Source organism: Xanthobacter agilis (assembly GCF_021730435.1).
In the GTDB taxonomy this organism is placed as follows: domain Bacteria; phylum Pseudomonadota; class Alphaproteobacteria; order Rhizobiales; family Xanthobacteraceae; genus Xanthobacter; species Xanthobacter agilis.
Map to the genome: position 1 here is coordinate 1 of NZ_JABWGX010000002.1, position 15,583 is coordinate 15,583.

Annotated in this window: 14 protein-coding genes; 7 read left to right on the forward strand and 7 right to left on the reverse strand. The window is 68.3% G+C overall.

Annotated elements, in window-relative coordinates; translation table 11 throughout:
* From HUW53_RS01275 to HUW53_RS01295, 5 genes are all read right to left on the reverse strand, one after another.
* Nucleotides 1–1,206: efflux RND transporter periplasmic adaptor subunit (locus HUW53_RS01275; protein WP_336885708.1), on the reverse strand; the 1,206-nt coding region annotated here is incomplete at its 3' end.
* Nucleotides 1,207–1,440: 234 nt separating this feature from the next.
* Nucleotides 1,441–2,991, reverse strand: coding sequence for a murein biosynthesis integral membrane protein MurJ (gene murJ, locus HUW53_RS01280; RefSeq protein WP_237343930.1), 1,551 nt, complete (start codon nucleotides 2,989–2,991; stop codon nucleotides 1,441–1,443).
* Nucleotides 2,992–3,111: 120 nt separating this feature from the next.
* The gene (locus HUW53_RS01285) at nucleotides 3,112–3,702 is read right to left on the reverse strand and encodes a Uma2 family endonuclease (protein ID WP_237343931.1); all 591 of its coding nucleotides are present in this window, start codon (nucleotides 3,700–3,702) and stop codon (nucleotides 3,112–3,114) included.
* Between the two features lie 70 nt (nucleotides 3,703–3,772).
* Entirely contained in the window at nucleotides 3,773–4,924 is a 1,152-nt protein-coding gene (locus HUW53_RS01290; protein WP_237343932.1) for a DegT/DnrJ/EryC1/StrS family aminotransferase, read from the reverse strand.
* A 61-nt stretch (nucleotides 4,925–4,985) separates the two neighbouring features.
* A complete protein-coding gene (locus HUW53_RS01295; protein WP_237343933.1) occupies nucleotides 4,986–5,969 on the reverse strand; it encodes a Gfo/Idh/MocA family protein in 984 nt (327 codons plus the stop codon).
* A 348-nt stretch (nucleotides 5,970–6,317) separates the two neighbouring features.
* On the opposite strand from HUW53_RS01295, the gene panD reads away from it, so the two are divergent.
* Nucleotides 6,318–6,773, forward strand: a complete 456-nt coding sequence (gene panD, locus HUW53_RS01300; RefSeq protein ID WP_237343934.1) for an aspartate 1-decarboxylase — start codon at nucleotides 6,318–6,320, stop codon at nucleotides 6,771–6,773.
* Between the two features lie 78 nt (nucleotides 6,774–6,851).
* On the opposite strand, the gene HUW53_RS01305 is transcribed toward panD, so the two are convergent.
* Nucleotides 6,852–7,550 (reverse strand): outer membrane protein, encoded by a 699-nt coding sequence (locus tag HUW53_RS01305; RefSeq protein ID WP_237343935.1) that lies wholly within the window; start codon nucleotides 7,548–7,550, stop codon nucleotides 6,852–6,854.
* Nucleotides 7,551–8,249: 699 nt separating this feature from the next.
* On the opposite strand from HUW53_RS01305, the gene uvrC reads away from it, so the two are divergent.
* The 5 genes from uvrC to HUW53_RS01330 all read left to right on the forward strand — a co-directional run bounded on the left by uvrC (nucleotide 8,250) and on the right by HUW53_RS01330 (nucleotide 12,943).
* Nucleotides 8,250–10,508, forward strand: coding sequence for an excinuclease ABC subunit UvrC (uvrC, locus tag HUW53_RS01310; protein ID WP_237343936.1), 2,259 nt, complete (start codon nucleotides 8,250–8,252; stop codon nucleotides 10,506–10,508).
* 91 nt (nucleotides 10,509–10,599) lie between these two features.
* Complete coding sequence (pgsA, locus tag HUW53_RS01315; protein ID WP_237343937.1) at nucleotides 10,600–11,232, forward strand: CDP-diacylglycerol--glycerol-3-phosphate 3-phosphatidyltransferase; 633 nt, start codon at nucleotides 10,600–10,602, stop codon at nucleotides 11,230–11,232.
* On the forward strand, nucleotides 11,229–11,480 hold the full coding sequence (moaD, locus tag HUW53_RS01320; protein ID WP_237343938.1) for a molybdopterin converting factor subunit 1: 252 nt from the start codon (nucleotides 11,229–11,231) through the stop codon (nucleotides 11,478–11,480). Before pgsA ends, moaD begins: the two co-directional genes overlap by 4 nt.
* Before the next feature lie 2 nt (nucleotides 11,481–11,482).
* Nucleotides 11,483–12,004 carry a molybdenum cofactor biosynthesis protein MoaE gene (locus HUW53_RS01325; protein WP_237343939.1) on the forward strand — a complete coding sequence of 174 codons (522 nt, stop codon included), beginning with the start codon at nucleotides 11,483–11,485 and terminating at the stop codon, nucleotides 12,002–12,004.
* 384 nt (nucleotides 12,005–12,388) lie between these two features.
* Complete coding sequence (locus tag HUW53_RS01330; RefSeq protein WP_237343940.1) at nucleotides 12,389–12,943, forward strand: hypothetical protein; 555 nt, start codon at nucleotides 12,389–12,391, stop codon at nucleotides 12,941–12,943.
* A 298-nt stretch (nucleotides 12,944–13,241) separates the two neighbouring features.
* Here HUW53_RS01330 and HUW53_RS01335 read toward each other — a convergent pair whose 3' ends face one another.
* Nucleotides 13,242–13,490 (reverse strand): hypothetical protein, encoded by a 249-nt coding sequence (locus HUW53_RS01335; protein ID WP_237343941.1) that lies wholly within the window; start codon nucleotides 13,488–13,490, stop codon nucleotides 13,242–13,244.
* Nucleotides 13,491–14,086: 596 nt separating this feature from the next.
* Between HUW53_RS01335 and HUW53_RS01340 the strand changes: the two genes are divergently transcribed.
* Nucleotides 14,087–15,523: a DHA2 family efflux MFS transporter permease subunit gene (locus tag HUW53_RS01340; protein WP_307500250.1), complete on the forward strand. Its 1,437-nt coding sequence runs from the start codon at nucleotides 14,087–14,089 to the stop codon at nucleotides 15,521–15,523.
* Nucleotides 15,524–15,583: the final 60 nt, after the last annotated feature.

Sequence of the window (15,583 nt, forward strand, 5' to 3'; positions counted from 1 at the left end):
GTCAGCCTTGGGGGCGTCAGCCTTGGGGGCGTCAGCCTTGGGGGCGTCAGCCTTGGGGGCGTCAGCCTTGGGGGCGTCAGCCATCTGCGGGGTCACCGTCACGCCGGGACGCACCCGCATCAGCCCGTTCACCACCACCACGTCTTGCGGCGTCAACCCTTCGAGGATCGCGCGCTGGTCGCCCACCGTGGCGCCGAGGGTGACGAAGCGCTGCGAGACCGTGTTGTCGGGCCCCACCACATAGACAAACTTCTTCACCTGCTCCGTGCCGATGGCGGCATCGGGCACCACCATCACCTCATGCGGATCGGACGAATTGAGGCGGATGCGCGCGAACATGCCCGGCCGGAACAGGCCGTTGGGATTGTCGAACACCGCCCGCCCGCGGATGGTGCCGGTCTCGCGGTCGATGACGTTGTTCAGGAAGTCCATCTTCCCGTTGTGAACGAAGCCCTTGTCATCGATGAGCTTCAGGGCCACCGGATCGCCCTTGATATCGGCCTTGCGGCGCTGGATGCGCAGCAGTGAGGCCTCGTCGATGGTGAATTCGAAGCGGATGGGATTGGTGGAGACGATCACCGCCAGCAGGGTCGGCGAACCACCCGTGCCGCCGGTCACATAATTGCCCACCGACACCCGCCGGTCGCCGATCTGGCCGGAGACCGGCGCCTTCACCTCGGTGAAGTCCAGATCGAGCTGGGCGGACCGCACGGCGGCTTCCTGCGACTGCACGGTGGCGGCGGCGGTGCGCTCGGCCTGGGTGCGCTGGTCGAAGGTCTGCTTGGAGATGGCCGTGGAGTTGCGGTCCTCCAGCAGCGAGCGGGCGCGCTCGAGGTCGGCCTTCGTGAAGTCCAGGTTCGCCTGGGCCTGGGCGAGGTTCGCCTGGGCCTGCTGGAGGGCGATCTTGAACGGGCGCTGATCGATGGTGAACAGCAGGTCGCCCTGCTTCACCAATTGCCCGTCCGTGAAGTGGATGGAGTCCAGATAGCCGGACACGCGGGCGCGCACGTTCACCTCGTCAATGGCGACGAAGCGGCCCACATATTCGTCCTGATCGGTCACGGTGCGGGTGGAAGGGTGCGCCACCGTCACCGGGGGCGCCGGCGGCGGCCCCGACTGCTGTGCGGTCGGCTGGCCACAGCCCGCGAGCGACAGCGCGAGAAGGGCAGGCGCGAAAAAGAAAGCTGAGCGCATGGGGTGCGTCATCAAATCCGGCTCCTGACGGATCCTTGGGATCCGCGAAAAATTCTGGGGCGAGGGGTTCGGCACTTCCCGCAACCGACGAGCCGAAACCGGAATGAGAGGCGTTGCGATAGCACAGCCCGGTGCGATGCAAAACGCCTGAATCGCGGAAATCGCCGTCGCCACGGACGTCAAAGGGCGGCGAACGGTCGACAGTGACTTAATGGCAACGCCGCCGCCACGGTGCAAACGGACCATTCACGACACCACGGCGGGCATATGCCGGCCCATGACGCCCGCCAGGAAGCGCCGGCCGAGCAACAGCCAGACGCTGGCAGCGTAAGCCGCCCCGCCGCCGAGCACGACCAGCGCCAGCATCACTTCCTCGCGACCGGGCATCCGCGCCGGCACAGCCAGCGCCGCCAGCGCCTGGGTGCCCCACAGGGCCAGCGCCACCACCACCAGCACCAGGGCGAGCCGCGCCAGATGCCCGCCCAGCGCCGCGTCCCCGAGCGGGAATCCGCGCCGCCACGCGAACAGGATGAGCAGGCTCACATTGATCCAGCCGCCCACCGCCGTGGCGAAGGCAAGGCCCACCTGGGCCAACGGTCCCATCAGCGCGAACTTCAGCGCCACGTTCAGCGCCACCGCCGTAAGCGCGGCGATCATGGGGGTGCGGGTGTCGCCGCGGGCGTGAAAGGGCGCGATGAAGGCCCGCACCACCACGAAGGCGAGCAGGCCGAAACCGTAGGCCCGAAGGGTCGCCGCCGCATCGGCCGCGTCCGCCGTGGTGAAGGCGCCGCGCGCGAACAGGGCGCGCATGGTGAGGTCCGGCACCACCAGCGCCGCCGCCACGAAGGGAAGGCCGAGCAAGGTGGACAATTCGATGCAACGGGCCTGCGCGTGGGCGGCGCCGGCATCGTCTTTCACCGCAAGCCGCCGCGCCATCTCCGGCAGCAGCACGGTGCCGACCGCGATGCCCACCACGCCGATGGGCAATTGATTGATGCGGTCCGCATAATAGAGCGCCGAGAGGGCGCCCGAGGGCAGGAAGGTGGCGATGATGGTGTCGGCGAACAGCGCGATCTGCACCCCCGCCGAGCCGATGATGGCCGGACCCAGGGCCTTGAGGAACTGCCGCGTGCCCGAATCCATCTTCGGCCAGCCGAACCGCAGGCCGATGCCGTGCCGCTCCGCGTCGAGCCCCACCCAGAACAATTGCGCCACGCCGGAAATGAGCACGCCCCACGCCGCCGCATGGCCGGCGGTGGGAAACAGCGCCGCCGCGAGCAGGGTGCTGACCATGCAGATGTTGAGCAGGATGGGCGAGGCCGCCGCCACCCAGAAGCGTTCGGACGCATTGAGGGCGCCCGACACCAGCGTCGCCACCGAGATCAGCGCCAGATAGGGAAAGGTGATGCGGGTCAGCGTCACCGCCAGCTCGAACCGCGCCCCATCCTCGGCGAGACCCGGCGCCAGCAGCCCCACGAACTCGCGCGTGAAGCCGAGCGCCAGCACCAGCAGCACCCCATGCACCAGCATCATGGCGGTGAGGATCTCGTCGGCGAACTGCCGGGCCGCCGGCACCCCGTCCTGTTCCCTCAGGCGCGCATAGGTGGGCACGAAGGCCGCGTTGAACGCCCCTTCCGCGAAGATGGCGCGGAAATGATTCGGCAGCCGGAACGCCACCAGGAAGGCATCGGCCACCGGCCCGGCGCCGAGCACCGCCGCCATCACCACGTCGCGGATGAAGCCGGCGAGGCGCGAGAGCAGGGTGAAGCCGCCGACGGAAAGGATGGAGCGAAACATGGAGCCTGGCGCGCCGTGGTGAGAGCGGCGCGAAAGCTAGCCGTTCGCGCGCCCCGGCGCCAGCGCGCCGACATCACGGGACGGCGTGACGCGGCGTGCGGCCTGCGCGCGGTCACGCCCTCAGACTTGAGCGTCCGGCGTAAAGCTGACCCGGTCGTAGAGGTCGGCCATGGCCAGAGTCGCGCCGATGGCGGGCAGATGGAACACGCCGTCGAGGCCCGCCTGTTCCTCCAGGCCCCAGGGCGCGGCGGCACCGCCCTCCGGCCGCCAGAGCAGCGCCCGCGGCGCCTCCGGCTCGACGATGAGAATATAGGCGAGGCCGGGCACCGATTTGTACTCTTCCAGCTTGCGCAGAAGGTCGATGCCGCGCGTGGAGGCCGACAGAACCTCGATCACGAGGCGGGGATCGCTTGCCAATTGGGCGCGATCATCCAGCGCCCCACAGTCCACGCTCACATCGGGGCGGCGCACATTGCCATTGGGAACGACGATGGCGATGTCGGCCGTGGATGGCTCACACGGCTTCCCCTTCAACGACTGGCGCAGTCCCGCGATGGCATTGACGACAATCCGGTCGTGCCGCCGGCTCGCGCCCGTCATGGCCCGCACCGGCACCCCCTCCACAAGCTCGTAGCGCACGCATTCCTCGCCCCTCAGGGCGAGGAATGCGGCGACGGTCAGGCGGGGGGCGATGCGCGCGGCGTCGGCCATGGGTCCGAGGGTCCCTGAAAGGTGATCTCGAACCGATCATAGCATGGCTGGAACGCCGGCGACCGGACCCTCAGCGACCAAGGCCGCGGCGCACCGCGTCGACGATGCGATCCTGCGTCGCCGCGTCGAGATAGGCGTGCATGGGCAGGGAAATGACTTCCTCCGCCAGCGCCTCGCACACGGGCAGGATGGCGCCCGCCGCCGGATAATGGCGATAGGCCGGCTGAAGGTGCATGGGCAGGCGGTAATAAACCGCCGTGGGCACGCCGTCCGCCTTCAGCGCGTCGGCGAGGCCGTCGCGCACGCCGGGAGGCAGGCGCAGGGTGTATTGCGCCCACACCGAGGTCGCGCGCGGATCGATCACCGGCACGGTGGCCACGTCCTTCAGCAGCGCATTGTAGCGCTTGGCCACCACATCGCGCGCCGCGATCTCCTCCTCGAAGATGGCGAGCTTCTCCAGCAGCACCGCCGCCTGAACCGTATCGAGGCGGGCCGTCATGCCGATCCGCACGTTCTGGTATTTATCCACGCCCTGGCCGTGCTCGCGCAGGCTTTTCAGGATGGTCGCCAGCTCTTCGCTGTCGGTGAAGATGGCGCCGCCGTCGCCATAGGCGCCGAGCGGCTTGGCCGGGAAGAAAGAGGTGGCGGTGGCATCGCCGATGGAACCGGTCCGCCGGTTGTTCCAGGTGCCGCCGAAGCCCTGGGCGGTGTCGCACAGCACCTTCAGCCCATGCTTCTCGGCGATGGGCAGGAGCGCGTCATAGTCCGCCGGCTGGCCGAACAGGTCCACCGGGATCACCGCCTTGGGGGTGAGCCCCTGCTCGACGGCGATGGCGATCGCCAGTTCCAGGCTCTCCGGGTCCATGTTGAAGGTGTCTTCCTTCACATCCACGAACACCGGGGTGGCGCCGACCCATGGCACCACCTCGGCGGTGGCGCAGAAGGTGAAGGCGGGGCAGAACACCGCGTCGCCCGGCTTCAGGCCCCACGCCATCAGGATGAGGGCCAGGGCATCGGTGCCGGAGGAACAGGTGACCGCATATTTGGAGCCGGCGAACGCCGCCAGCTTCTCTTCGAGCTCACCCACCTGCGGGCCGTTGATGAAGCGGCAGGAGGAGAGCACCGCCTGCACCGCATCATCGATCCTCTTGCCGATGCGGGCGCGCTGCGCCGCAAGATCGATGAAGGCGATGGGCGCGGCGGCCGTCGCGGAAGACGTCATGAGCCAAGTCCTGAAAGAGGACGCGCGCCACGGGGGAACGCATCCTGAAATGAAGATCGAATCAACCGACGGCGCGCCGCTGGGCGGGCGCCGCGGCGCCATGCTCGGCAAGGCACGAGATGGCGATCTCGAGGCTCGCCACGCCCTGCTCGCCGGTCACCTCCGGCGTGCGCCCGGTGCGCACGGCGGCAAGGAAGTTTTCGAGCTCCGCCCGGAGCGGCTCGGCATAGGCCACCGGCAGGTGCCGGGTGGAATAGGAGCCGTCCGGCCGGTAGTCGAAATGCTCGGTCACCTGCCGGGTGAGCAGGTCGCCGATCACATACTTCTTGGCGGTGGCCACATGCACCGTGCGCGCCTTGAAGGGGGTCAGCCAATTGGTGTTGATGTGGGCGAGCACGCCCGATGCGGTGCGGAACTGCAGCAGCGCAATATCCTCGCGCGCAGCGAGCGCGGCCGAGGTCTGCGGCTGCACCTCGGCGATTTCCGAATCGGTCAGCCAGCGGATCAGGTCGATATCGTGCACAGCCAGATCGATCACCACGCCCACATTGGACATGCGGGGCGGGAACGGCCCCACGCGGGTGAAGGCCACCGACAGGATGTGCTCGCCGCGGATGGCTTCCTTCACCGCGCGCACCGCCGGATTGAAGCGTTCCACATGGCCGATCATGAGGGTCACGCCCTTCTGGCGGGCCGCCTCGACGATCTCGCGGCCTTCCTCGGCGGTGGAGGCAATGGGCTTTTCCACCAGCACGGAACAGCCGGCGCCGATCACGTCCAGGGCGATCTTGTGGTGCAGATGGGTCGGGGCCGCCACCACCACGGCATCGAGGCCGAGATCGAGCAGCGCCCGGTGGTCGCCCACCGCTTTGCAGCCAAGGAAGCTCGCCACGCGCTCCGCCTGGGCCTGGTCGGGGTCCGCCACCGCCACCAGCTCGGCGCCGGGCAGCTCCGCAAGAACGCGGGCGTGGTTGGAACCCATGATGCCGATGCCCGTGACACCGACGCGAAGGGCACGCGCCTCGGGCGCAGCCGGATGAGCCATCACAGCCCTCACTCTATTGTTCACGGTGCCGGCTCCTAGCACGACAACCGCGCAAGAAGCGAGGCGGCTTGCGAAACTGGCCCCGCCGCAGCGTTCAAGAATTGCGTCCCCGTGTTACCGGACCGCGCCTTGACGCTGCGACGATTCGACCTTCGTGAACGGCCGCGCCGCCCCCGCCTGGTGCCGCGCCCTTCCCTCGAAGCGCCCACGCGATTAAGACCAACCGCCCCGGTCGCCGACCGGGGCAAAGAAGATTTCGCTCAAGCGCCGCGTGGGCTGCACCCGTGACGCGCCAGAGACACGCGACAATACGAGATGCACCCTCACGAGAAGCGGGCAGGAACACCCATGCGCAAGATCGTCGCCGGCAAGCTGCACGGCATCACCGTCACCGGGGCGGACCTCAACTACCACGGCTCCATCACCCTCGACCCGGACCATTGCGAGGAAGCCGGCATCCTGCCGATGGAGTTCGTGGAGATCTGGAACCGCAATTCCGGCGCCCGCATCTCCACCTATGTCATCCTCGGCGAGCGCGGCTCGCGCTGCTGCGTGCTCAACGGCGCCGCCGCCCGCACCTGCCAGCCCGGCGACGAGGTCATCATCTGCAATTCGGTCTATGTCGGCGAGGACGAGATCCCGGCCCTGAAGCCGCGCGTGCTCACCTTCGACAAGGACAACCGCGTCACCGGCCGGCTTGTATACGAGGTCACGCGCGAGGCCGACGGGCGCTGGCGCTTCGCCATCCGCGACGAAAGCGGCACCGCCCAGCCCATTCCCCTGCGCAGCGCGCCGCGCAATTGAGGCCTCCGGCGGGCGGCGCCCAAACGAAAAGGGGCTCCCCGGCATGGGCCGGGGAGCCCCTTTTACATGCGGCGGCGATCAGAACTTGTAGTTCACGCCGGCCTTCACGGTGTTCATGGTCAGGCCAGACGACACCGATTCCAGGGACGGATAGACGATGCTCTTGTCGCCGAGGTCGATGTAGAGATATTCGGCCTTGACCGTCCAGTTGTTGGTGATGGCGTATTCGGCGCCGCCACCCACGGTCCAGCCCCAGCGGGTGCCATCCGAGGACACGCCCCAAGGACCGGTAAAGCTGGTCTTGGCCCAGGCCGCGCCACCCGTGAAATAGGGCAGGAAGCGGTCGAAGGCATAGCCGACACGGCCGCGGATGGTGCCGAAATAATCCACGTTCGACGAGGTGGTGAAGCCGGTGGCCGGGCCACCCACCAGCACCGCGCTCTGGCCGATGTCGGCGAACTCCAGATCGGCTTCGGCACCGATCACCACATTGTTGGCGAACTGGAAATTGTAGCCGGTCTGGACACCGCCGAACACGCCGTTCGAATTGCCGACGTCATAGCCGTAGGTGATGCCGCCCGAGGTGACGTCAAACGAGTTGGAGGCCCAGCCCCAGCCCACGTTGCCGCCGACGTAGAAGCCCGTCCACGAGAACATGGCCACGGGCACCACGGCCGCCTTCACGGGATATTGGTAGCGCCCGGACAGATCGGCGGCGGACGCAGAACCGGCCAGAAGAGCCAGGGCGGACACGCCCAGCAAAGTACGCTTCAACATGACGGATACCTTCTTGCTTCAATTCGGCCCACCCGAAGGCGAACGCCGATCATGGGAGACTTCATACAGACCCGCGCCGCACAGGTCTGTAGCGACTGCGCCACACCGACCAAATCAAAAACGGCCGAGATGTGGCAGACTCTTTCCCTTTCGTTACCGCACTCAGAGCACGGAATGTCAAACAAGGCGCCGTTGCGGCATCATCACAGTTGCGCCCCATTTCTGGAACCTTCCATTCGCTCCGAAACCTGAACAGATAGTTGAGATCCACAGATTCAATATTATCTACGAAGATCTGTAAACAGTGGACAACGGGCCAAGAAAGCCAATCACAGCCACGTTTTACAGCCCGCCTCTCAACCTCCGCCACACATCCCGGACGCCTCGCAACCCCGCCGCCAGCGCACCGCGCCGGCTTGGGGCCAGCGGCTTCACTCTCGCAGGAAAAGCCTGCGCAAATTTGGCCGCACCGGCACCGATGCGGCCTATGCTGAACGCTCCGTAAACGGATCAACACATTGATTTTGAAGATGAACGGCATCAAGCACACGCGGCCCCGCGCGGGCTGCGGGGCAGCTCCTCGCCGACAGGGTTGATAGTTCCTGACCACGGCGCGCCGCGGCCCTCGCGTGCAATCTCCCTCGGCCCCGGCCGCGCCTGCCCCTGGTTCTGGCGGCCACGACTGCCTAAGTTGCGCCCATGACCGGCAAACGCCCCACGGACCCGCCCGAACTCCAGCTTCCCGACGCCGATGCGCGCATGCGGCGATCGTCCCGCCATGCGGGTCCGGACATGCCCACCGGGGTCGAACCCGGCGACCCGCAGGACGCCGCGCGCGCCGACGCCGCGGACGACACCGACGCGCAGCCCCTCCTGCTGCTCTCCGAGGACGGGGAGACCGAGGCGCCGGCGGAGGCGAGCCTTGCCACCGGCCGGGCCGCCATCGTCAGGGCGGTGAAGCACGCCCCGGCGGGGCCGGGGGTCTACCGCATGCTCGGCGCCGACGGCACCGTGCTCTATGTGGGCAAGGCCAAGAGCATCAAGAAGAGGGTGCTGAGCTATACCCGCCCGGTGGGCCACACCAACCGCATCGCGCGGATGATCGCGGCCACCCATGCCATGGAGTTCGTATCCACCCGCACCGAGCCGGAAGCGCTGTTGCTGGAGGCCAACTTCATCAAGCAGTTGAAGCCGCGCTTCAACGTGCTGCTGCGCGACGACAAGTCCTTTCCCTACATCCTCATCACCGCCGACCACGCCGCCCCGCAGATCCTGAAGCATCGCGGCGCGCGCAACCGGCCGGGGGATTATTATGGTCCGTTCGCCAGCGTGTGGGCGGTGGACCGCACCATCAACGCATTGGAACGCGCGTTCCTGCTGCGCTCGTGCTCCGACAGCTATTACGAGAACCGTTCGCGCCCCTGCCTGCTCCACCAGATCAAGCGCTGCGCCGCCCCCTGCACCGGCGAGATCGACGAAAAAGAGTATGCCCAGCTGGTGCGGGAGGCGAAGGCGTTCCTCTCCGGCCGCTCCCGCGCCATCAAGGAGGAATTGGCCCAGGAGATGGAGCAGGCGGCCGAAGCCCTGGAATTCGAGCGCGCCGCGCGCCTGCGCGACCGCCTCGCCGCCCTGTCCGCCGTGCAGGGCAGCCAGGGCATCAATCCGCGCTCGGTGGAGGAGGCGGACGTGTTCGCCTGCCACCAGGAGGGCGGGGCCACCTGCATCGAGGTCTTCTTCTTCCGCACCGGCCAGAACTGGGGCAACCGCGCCTATTATCCGCGCGCCGACCGCTCCCTGGACGAAAGCGAGGTCCTGGGCGCCTTCCTGTCCCAGTTCTACGAGGACAAGCCGGCGCCGCGCCTCATCCTCTTGTCCCACAAGGTGGAGGAGCAGGCGCTGTTGTCCGAGGCGCTTTCGGAAAAGGCGGGCTTCCGGGTCGAGATCGCCGCGCCCCAGCGCGGCGAGAAGCGCGACCTCGTGGAGCATGCCCTGCAGAACGCCCGCGAGGCGCTCGGCCGCACCCTCGCGGAAACCGCCACCCAGGCGAAGCTGCTGGATGGGGTGGCGAAAGCCTTCGGCCTCGCCCATGCGCCCCAGCGCATCGAGGTTTACGACAATTCCCACATCATGGGCACCAATGCCGTGGGCGGCATGATCGTGGCGGGGCCGGAGGGCTTCCGCAAATCCCAATACCGCAAGTTCAACATCAAGTCGGCCGACATCGTGCCCGGTGACGATTTCGGCATGATGCGCGAGGTGCTCACCCGCCGCTTCGCCCGCCTGCTGAAGGAGGCCCCGCGCGCAGCCGCCCAGCCGGACGCCCAGCCCCCCGCCAGCCCCGACACCGCCGCCCCGCCCACGAGCGCCCCCGACATGGAGGCGACGGTCGTGGAGGAACCCGGCCTGGAGGCGCCGGACCTGGAGGCGCCGGACCTGGAGGCGCCGGACTTGGAGGCGCCCGACACCGACACGGCCCTGCCCGATGCCGAGGGCGCCTCGCCCTGGCCGGATCTGGTGCTCATCGACGGCGGCCTGGGCCAGCTCAATGCGGCACGCGCGGTGCTGGGCGAACTGGGCATCACCGACGTGCCGCTGGTGGGCATCGCCAAGGGCCTCGACCGGGAGGCGGGCCGCGAGCAATTCTTTCTGCCCGGCAAGACCCCGTTCCGCATGGAACCGCGCGACCCGGTGCTGTATTTCATCCAGCGCCTGCGCGACGAGGCCCATCGCTTCGCCATCGGCTCCCACCGGGCCCGGCGCAAAAAGGACATCACCGAAGCCGGCCTGCAGGCCATTCCAGGCGTCGGCCCCACGCGCAAACGCGCCTTGCTGCGCCATTTCGGCACACTGAAGGCGATCGAACGGGCCTCCTTCGCGGACCTTGAGCAGGTGTCCGGAATCAATGCGGCCACCGCCAAGGCAGTCTATGATTATTTCCATGAGCGACCGCCGGCCTGAGCGCCGCGCACCACAACCGGGTTTCCCCGCCGCCCGGGGCGGATTAAAGGAGGGGAACCGCGACCCCGATCGCTCTTGCGAAGTGACAAGCATGGCCGACGCCGCAACGCGCACATCCCCTTCCCCCGCGCCCGGACGGGGCCATGCCCTTTCCGTGCCCAATCTGCTGACCTATGCGCGCTGCGTGGCAGTGCCACTGGTGGCGGCATGCCTGTTCTGGTCGGACATCCTGCACGGCGGCCTGTGGCTGCGCTGGGTGGCGCTGGCGCTCTATGTCGCCGCCGCCATCACCGACTTCTTCGACGGCTACCTCGCCCGCGCCTGGCAGCAGCAATCGGCCATCGGCCGCATGCTCGACCCCATCGCCGACAAGCTCCTGGTGTCCACCAGCCTCTTGATGCTCGCGTCCGACGGCACCATCCGCGGCTGGTCCCTGTGGGCCGCGGTGGTGATCTTGTGCCGCGAGATCCTGGTCTCGGGCCTGCGCGAGTTCCTCGCCGAGCTGCGGGTGTCGGTACCGGTGTCGCGCCTCGCCAAATGGAAGACCACGGTGCAACTGGTGGCGGTGGGCGTGCTCATCACCGGCACGGCCGGGGAAAGGCTCGTCCCCGGCATTACCATCATCGGGCTCACCCTATTGTGGATCTCGGCCGTGCTCACCCTCTACACCGGCTATGATTATTTCCGGGCCGGGGCGCGCCATCTGGTGGAGGAGAAAAGGTGAGGATCCTCTATTTCGCCTGGCTGCGGGAGCGGGTGGGCGTGGCCGAGGAGAGCCTCGACCCGCCCGACACGGTGGTAAGCGTGGCCGATCTCGCCCGCTGGCTGGCGGGCCGGGACGAAGCCCATGCCGCCGCCTTCGCCGACCCCAAGGTGGTGCGCGCCGCCCTCGACCGCCGCCATGTGAAGCCGGACACGCCGCTTGATGGCGCGCGGGAAGTGGCCTTCTTCCCGCCCATGACCGGGGGCTGACCATGAGCGCTCCGATCCCACCCGATGGCGGCATCTTCCAGGTGCGGGTGCAGGCCGAGCCGTTCGACGCGGCGGTGGAGAGCGCGCGCCTGTCGACCGGCCGCACCGATGTGGGCGCGGTGGTGACTTTCACCGGCCTGTGCCGCGCCGATGCCGGCGCCGCGCCCCTCACCGCCCTGGTACTGGAGCATTATCCCGGCATGGCGGAAGAGGAGATGGCGCGCCTGCTGGCCGAGGCTCGGAGCCGCTGGCCCCTGCAAGGGGCGGTGATCGTGCACCGTCACGGGCGGATCGTTCCGGGCGAACCCATCGTGCTGGTGGCCACCGCCTCGGCCCACCGCGGCGCGGCCTTCGCCGCCGCGGAATTCCTGATGGACTGGCTGAAGACCAACGCGCCCTTCTGGAAGAAGGAGGAACGGGCGGCCGGAGATCGAGGCGCGCCCTCGGCCGGCGGCTGGGTGGCCGCCAAGAGCGCCGACGATGATGCCGCCGCCCGTTGGACCGCTCCGGACGACGCCCGCTAACGAGCGCCTCTTCCATCGGAAAAGGCACCTTCCCGAGCGCTTGCGCCGCCCGCTTGCGCGCTGCCCTGTGAGCGTGCCGGCGCCGGTTCTCCACGGTCGCGGACGGGTATCGTAAAGATCTGGTTAACGACCTGCCCAGATACCGGCGCGCTCCCAAGCAAGCATGCTGTTTCAATGACTTGCCGGAGGCGCCGGGCCCCGCCGCGACGACAGACCCGAGCCGGCCCCCACCGGTCCGCCGACCGGCGTCTCTTTGAAAACGCTCGACAAGACGATACAAGGGGCGAACTTGGCCCCGAACGTCATCCGCATCCCAAGGATCTGATCCGAGGGAGTCGCGGCGCGCCGGGGTCGGCGATATTCTCCCTGGGGTGGAGCTGAGGAATGGAAAACCCGCGCGTTTACGTGTACCAGTTCGCCACCGGCGCCCAATGGGCCGCGGGCGACAGCGTGGAGACCTATCTGCGCCGCCTGCTCGATGTGGACTTCATCCAGAACCTGCGGGCCGACCGCCTGGCGGCCCTGAGCTCCTTCCTCGACGAAGCCTTCCAGCTCGCCCATTCGCTGGGCTGGACCGGTTCCGCCCGCGAGGCGCCGCAGATGTTCTCCCTGCCCGGTATGCCGGTGGACGAGGAAGTCTACATGGTCGCCTGGGAGCAGGAGGACGGCGTGGCCTTCATCGCCTCGCCCTTCCCGTTGCCCTGGCTCGACGCGAAGGCCTCGCGCACCACCGATTCGGGCCGCGCAGTGCCCATCACCAACGCGCGCCCGGCACCCGCCGCCGCCGCTCCCGCCCGTCCCCAGCCCCTCGAAGTTGCCCCCGCGAGCGCCCGGGAGGACGCTCGTGACCCTTTTTCGGATTTCATCCGGCGCGATGAGGCCCCGCGCCTGACCCGCGAGCCGGGTCAGGACGAAGAGGGCGGCCGCCGCTTCTTCTGACCGGCGCTCACAGCCGCACGGCCCCCTCGGAGCCCGCCGTGTTTCCGCGCCGATAACGCGCGGAAACACCCGGTGCCCAGGATCGGCCTCGCGCGCTTGAGGCGCCTGGGGACGGACGCGGGGGCATCTCTGCCATCGGCTCTCGCGCGCGGCCAAGGGCCTCTTATCCGACTGCCGCAGCCGACGCCCATTGGGGCCAGCGCACCGACCTGTCACGGCAAGACCGGCCCGCCCGCCGCCGATGCGCCGGCCCGCCCGGACCACGACGGCATCCTCGCCGGCGCCATCTGCTTCCGGCTCAGGGCCGCCCGCCGGGCGGTGCATCGCGCCGCGCGATGGCTTCCAGCATGCGGCGCTGCCAGCGATCATTGCGCTTCATGTGCACCGAGATCAGGGCATGCGCCGAGGGCAGCAGCAGGAACAGCGGAAAGATCAGCCCCAGCAGCACGCACGGCACGATCATGATGAGATTGGCCACGGCCGACACCGGCTGGCCGTTCAGCAGAAGCCCCAGCGGCGGCAGCAGCGCCGCGAGCAGATAGACCATGGTGCAGCACCTCCCGGAGTACCTTGGAGCGTCTTCCGTTCGCACCGGCTCACGTCATCCGCTCTCGGTTTTTGCATTGACGCCTGTTCTTCACACGCACCGGAATCCGTTTCGCTTGAAGATCCTCGCGCGTAAGAACACGTCCCCCTCGATATGGGCCTCGGCGGCGACGGCGCAAGCGGCGGCGACCCCTCCCCGGCGCAAATCGGCGCGGCACCGCGGCCGCTTCATGCCCCAAGGGCAGATGGCTACAACGACCGGCCCCCTCGGGATACCATTGTGCCGATATCCGCCCCCCGCACCGTGTTCCGCGCCGCGATCGCGGTCTTCATCCTGGGCTCGGTGCTGTGCGGCTTCTCCACCTCGCTCACCGACTTCGTGATCTACCGCTTCATCCAGGGCATCGGTGGTCAGCGGGCTCTCGGTGTTCCATTTCGCCGGCCTGCCCAAGGGCGCCGGCGCCGAGCTGATCGCCAGCAAGGCCAAGCCCTCCGATCCGCGCACCGCGCCCAATCACACCTGAAGGGCACCGATCCGGCCTCTTCATCCAGCCGCTAAAGTGACTTAAGAAGCGCTCACTCCGCCAGGATGACGCCGTGCCCCGCCTCGCTCTCCCCCCGCAGGTCCTCATTCCCCTGATCGTCGCCTGCGCCCTGTTCATGGAGCAGGTGGACGCGACGGTGATCGCCACCTCCTTGCCCGCCATCGCCGCCGACCTCCACGAGGATCCGGTGGCGCTCAAGCTGGCGCTGACCTCCTATCTGCTGTCGCTGGCGGTCTTCATTCCCGCCAGCGGCTGGGCGGCGGACCGCTATGGCGCGCGCACCGTGTTCCGCTCCGCCATCGTCATCTTCACCCTGGGCTCGGTGCTGTGCGCCCTCGCCACGTCGCTTGCCGATTTCGTGCTGTACCGCGTCATCCAGGGGCTCGGCGGCGCCATGATGGTGCCGGTGGGCCGGCTCGTCATCCTGCGCGCGGTGCCGAAATCCGAGCTGGTGTCTGCCCTCGCGTGGCTCACCATCCCCGCCCTGCTCGGACCGGTGATCGGACCGCCGCTGGGCGGCTTCATCACCACCTATTTCGACTGGCGGCTGGTGTTCCTCATCAACGTGCCCATCGGTATCCTTGGGGTATTCCTGGCCACCCGCTTCATCGAGAACGTGCGCGCGGAAGACGTGCCGCCGCTCGATTTGAAGGGCCTGGTGCTGTCCGGCATCGGGCTCGCGGGGCTGGTGTTCGGCTTCGCCGTGCTGGGCCAGCATCTGGTGCCGCTCTGGGTGGTGGTCATCGTGACCGGCATCGGCGCGCTGTCGCTGGCCGCCTATGTGCGCCATGCCCGCCACACGCCCCACGCGGTGCTCGACCTGAGGCTGATGCGCTACCCCACCTTCCGCGCCTGCGTGGTGGGCGGCTCCCTGTTCCGGGTGGGCATCGGCGCCCTGCCCTTCCTGCTGCCGCTGCTGCTGCAACTGGTCTATGGCCTTTCGCCCCTCGCCTCGGGTCTCATCACCTTTTCGGCCTCGGCCGGCGCCATTGTCATGAAGGTCACCGCCGCCCGCATTCTCCGCACCGTGGGCTACAAGCGGGTGCTGACGGTGAACGCCGTGGTCTCCGCCGGCTTCATCGCCGCCTATGCCCTGTTCACCGCGCAGACGCCCTATTGGCTGATCGTAAGCCTGCTCCTGCTCGGCGGCTTTCTGCGCTCGCTCCAGTTCACCGCGCTCAACGCCTTGAGCTATGCCGAGGTGCAGGACCGCGAGATGAGCAGCGCCACCTCGTTCGCCAGCGTCGCCCAGCAGGTCTCCTTGTCCACCGGCGTCGCCCTGGCGGGGCTGGTGCTGGAGATGATGCGCGGCAGCCGGCACGAGCTTCACGTCACCCAGGCGGATTTCACGGCCGCCTTCCTGGTGGTGGCCGTGGTGAGCGCGCTCAGTGTCTTCCACTTCATCCTGCTGCCGAAGACCGCCGGCCGAGAGCTGATCGCCAAGCCCGCCGACATCACCGACCCGCGCGGCGAGGTGGAACAGCACTGAGCCCACCCCGCGGGGCAGCGCGCGCTCACTTTTATCCCGCGCCCACTCTATACCATCGGC

Excerpts from the sequence above, each read along its gene's own strand:
- uvrC (WP_237343936.1), top strand. The coding sequence starts at position 8,250 with ATGACCGGCAAACGCCCCACGGACCCGCCCGAACTCCAGCTTCCCGAC.
- pgsA (WP_237343937.1), top strand. The coding sequence starts at position 10,600 with ATGGCCGACGCCGCAACGCGCACATCCCCTTCCCCCGCGCCCGGACGG.
- HUW53_RS01305 (WP_237343935.1), bottom strand. The coding sequence starts at position 7,550 with ATGTTGAAGCGTACTTTGCTGGGCGTGTCCGCCCTGGCTCTTCTGGCC.
- murJ (WP_237343930.1), bottom strand. The coding sequence starts at position 2,991 with ATGTTTCGCTCCATCCTTTCCGTCGGCGGCTTCACCCTGCTCTCGCGC.
- HUW53_RS01285 (WP_237343931.1), bottom strand. The coding sequence starts at position 3,702 with ATGGCCGACGCCGCGCGCATCGCCCCCCGCCTGACCGTCGCCGCATTC.
- HUW53_RS01290 (WP_237343932.1), bottom strand. The coding sequence starts at position 4,924 with ATGACGTCTTCCGCGACGGCCGCCGCGCCCATCGCCTTCATCGATCTT.
- HUW53_RS01295 (WP_237343933.1), bottom strand. The coding sequence starts at position 5,969 with ATGGCTCATCCGGCTGCGCCCGAGGCGCGTGCCCTTCGCGTCGGTGTC.
- HUW53_RS01335 (WP_237343941.1), bottom strand. The coding sequence starts at position 13,490 with ATGGTCTATCTGCTCGCGGCGCTGCTGCCGCCGCTGGGGCTTCTGCTG.
- HUW53_RS01330 (WP_237343940.1), top strand. The coding sequence starts at position 12,389 with ATGGAAAACCCGCGCGTTTACGTGTACCAGTTCGCCACCGGCGCCCAA.
- HUW53_RS01325 (WP_237343939.1), top strand. The coding sequence starts at position 11,483 with ATGAGCGCTCCGATCCCACCCGATGGCGGCATCTTCCAGGTGCGGGTG.
- panD (WP_237343934.1), top strand. The coding sequence starts at position 6,318 with ATGCGCAAGATCGTCGCCGGCAAGCTGCACGGCATCACCGTCACCGGG.